The organism is Achromobacter maghribensis (genome assembly GCF_057334215.1).
In genome coordinates this window covers 1-3,185 of record NZ_JBHFII010000048.1, presented here as the reverse complement: position 1 = coordinate 3,185, position 3,185 = coordinate 1, and the positions used below count along the sequence as shown (strand labels likewise).

Annotated in this window: 3 protein-coding genes; 1 reads left to right on the top strand and 2 read right to left on the bottom strand. The window is 66.8% G+C overall.

Going from position 1 to position 3,185, the window contains the following annotated elements; translation table 11 throughout:
- The first annotated feature begins 101 nt into the window (after positions 1–101).
- On the top strand, positions 102–983 hold the full coding sequence (locus tag ACE039_RS22270) for a LysR substrate-binding domain-containing protein (RefSeq protein WP_485823354.1): 882 nt from the start codon (positions 102–104) through the stop codon (positions 981–983).
- Positions 984–1,019: 36 nt separating this feature from the next.
- Here the strand turns inward: ACE039_RS22270 and lpdA are convergent, their stop codons facing one another.
- Both lpdA and ACE039_RS22260 read right to left on the bottom strand, forming a co-directional pair.
- Positions 1,020–2,417, bottom strand: a complete 1,398-nt coding sequence (gene lpdA, locus ACE039_RS22265) for a dihydrolipoyl dehydrogenase (protein ID WP_485823353.1) — start codon at positions 2,415–2,417, stop codon at positions 1,020–1,022.
- A gap of 8 nt (positions 2,418–2,425) precedes the next feature.
- Positions 2,426–3,185, bottom strand: a 760-nt coding sequence (locus ACE039_RS22260; protein WP_485823352.1) for a 2-oxo acid dehydrogenase subunit E2, incomplete at its 5' end; no start/stop codon positions are given.

Sequence of the window (3,185 nt, the reverse complement as noted above, 5' to 3'; positions counted from 1 at the left end):
TTTCGGCATACGCGTTGTTTGGGCGTTGTGGTTTGTGGCGGTATCTGGCGTCGTAGGGGGCGGGCTGCCATAAAATGGCGTCAATCCCTTCTGGAGCCATCATGTCCCTTAACTCTGAAGCGTTGCGCGTGTTTCTTGGCGTTGTTGACGCTGGCTCGATGAGCGCTGCGGCGGAGGTGCTTGGCCAGACTGCGTCAGGCGTTAGCCGGGGGTTGTCGCGGTTGGAAGAGGACCTGGGCGTCATCCTCTTGAACCGCACGACTCGGCGGATGGAGTTGACGGAGGAGGGGGCGCATTTCCTGCCTAAGGCGCGTCAGATCGTGGCGGCGCTGGAAGAGGCGGAGGAATGCATGCGGATGGTGCATCAGCGGCCGGCGGGGCGTTTGCGGGTGGATGCGTCGGTGCCGGTGATGCTGCATTGCGTGGTGCCGCATGTGGGGGAGTTCCGGCAGCAGTATCCCGAGATCACGCTGGAGCTGACGAGCAACGATCGCATCGTGGACTTGATGGAACATCGCACCGATATCGCCATCCGCATGGGTCCGCTGACGGATTCGACGTTGCATGCGCGGCCGTTGCGGCCCGCGCCGCGTTGGATGATGGCCAGCCCGGAATACATCGCGCGGCGCGGGGCGCCGGAGACGGTGGAAGATCTGGCGGACCATGAAGTGTTGGGCTTCACCCACCCCGAGAGCCTGAACGTGTGGCCGCTCAAGCATGCTGGCGGGTCCAGTTATCTGGCGACGCCGACGCTGGCGACATCCAGTGGCGAAACCCAACGGCTGCTGGCGCTGCGCGGCGTGGGCATCGCGTGCCTGTCGGACTTCGTGGTGCGTGAAGACATCGCGGCGGGACGGTTGGTGAAGGTGATGGAAGGCGTGTACAGCGACTACCTGCAACCGATGCATGCGGTGTATCACCGCAATACGCAGCTGTCGCGGCGCATTGCGTGCTTCCTGGATTTCTTCGCGAGGCGCGTGTAGGGCGATGGGTTGCACGTCTGCAACCCATCGTGCCGTCTACGCGTGCAGCGCCTTGCCAAACGCAGAAAGCACGGATTCGTGCAGCGTTTCCGACAAGGTCGGGTGCGCGAAGATGGTCTGCATCAAGTCCTCTTCGGTCGCTTCCAGCGAGGCTGCCACGCCGTAGCCCGTGATCAGCTCGGACGCTTCCGGATGGATGATGTGGGCGCCCAGCAGTTCTCCCGACTTTGCATCGAACACGGTCTTGACCAGGCCCTGGTCTTCGCCCATCGCGATCGCTTTGCCGTTGCCGGCGAAGGTGAATTTTCCGACGCGGATTTCGCCGCCCGAGTGTTTGACGTGTTCGCGAGCGCGGGCTTCGGTCATGCCGATGCTGGCGACTTGCGGGTGCGAGTACGTGCAGGCGGGGATGCGTAACGGGTCGATGGCGTGGGTGGGAAGGCCGGCGATGGCTTCCACGCACAGCACGCCTTCGTGGCTGGCCTTATGGGCAAGCCAGGGGGCGCCGGCCACGTCGCCGATGGCGTAGACGCCGGGTTCGTCGGTGCGGCATTGGGCGTCGGTGACGATGTGGGTCTTGTCGACCTTCACGCGGGTGTTCTCCAGGCCCAGGCCTTCGACGTTGCCGACGATGCCGGCCGCGACGATGACGCGGTCAACGTCCAGGTCGGTTTGCTTGCCTTGCTGCGCCAGCGACACCCTGACGCCCGTGGCGGTCAGGGTGGACCCCGTGACGGCGCATTGCGTCAACACGCGGATGCCTTGCTTTTCGAATGCCTTGCGCGCCAGTTGCGAGATCTCGGCGTCTTCCTGCGGCAGGATTTCGGGCGTCATGTCGATCAGGGTGACGTCGGCGCCGATAGCGCGGTAGAAGCTGGCGAACTCCGCGCCGATCGCTCCCGCGCCCACCACCAGCAGCGACTTCGGAATCTCAGCCGGCGCCAGGGCCTGGCGATACGCCCAGATGCGTTCGCCGACGGGCAACGCGGGCAGTTCGCGAGCGCGCGCGCCGGTGGCCAGGATGATGTGCTTGGCGGACAGCGTCGCGCCGGTATCCAGCGCCAGCCTGCCTGATCCGGCCAGTTTGGCGCTGGCGGCGAACACGGTCACGCCGTTCTTTTTCATCAGGTGCGCCACGCCCTGACCCAGGCGGCCCGCCACCTTGCGGGACCTGGCCACCATTGCGGCCAGATCGGGGCGGGCCTCGCCCGCGCCGGTCACGCCATAGTGCGCGGCGTCGCGGCAGGCGCGCAGCACGGTGGCGCTGTGCAGCAGGGCTTTGGTGGGAATGCATCCCCAGTTCAGGCAGATGCCGCCCAGTTCAGCGCGCTCCACCAGGGCGACCGACATGCCCAGTTGCGCGCCGCGGATGGCGGCGACGTAGCCGCCGGGGCCGCCGCCGACGATGATCAGGTCAAACACGGTTTTCGTCATGGCCGGGCTCACAGCAGGATGCGCACGGGGTTTTCGATCAGCGTGCGGAACGCAGCCAGCCAGCGCGCGCCGACGGCGCCGTCCACCGCGCGGTGGTCGGCCGACAGCGTTACCGTCATGACGGTGGCGGCGACCAGTTCGCCGTTGTCGCCCACCACGGGACGGCGTTCGGCGGCACCCACCGCCAGGATGGCGGCCTGCGGCGGGTTGATGATGGCGGCGAACTGGCTGATGCCGTACATGCCCAGATTGCTGACCGTCAGCGATCCGCCCGTGAATTCCTCGGGCTTCAAACGGTTGATCTTGGCGCGTCCGGCCAGCTCGACGATTTCGCCGGCAATGGCCGACAGGGACTTGATGTCGGCGTCGCGCACGATGGGCGTGACCAGGCCGCCATCCGTCGCGACGGCCACCGAGATATCGGCGCCTGCGTGGTATTCAATGGCGTCTTCGTGCCAGCTGACATTCACTTCGGGCACTTCGCGCAGCGCCAGCGCGGCGGCGCGCACGATGAAGTCATTGACCGACAGCTTCACCGCGCCGCCCTGATTGGCTTGCGCGCGCAGGGCCAGCAGGGCGTCCATCCGGCAATCCACCGACAGGTAGAAGTGCGGCACGTTCTGCTTGCTTTCGGTCAGGCGGCGAGCGATGGCGCGGCGCATGCCGGTATGCGGCACGCGGCGTGCGGCGGGGCGGCCGGCCGAGGGCGCGGCGGCTACCGGGGCACGGTCGCGCGCGGCTTCGACGTCGCGGCGCACGATGCGGCCG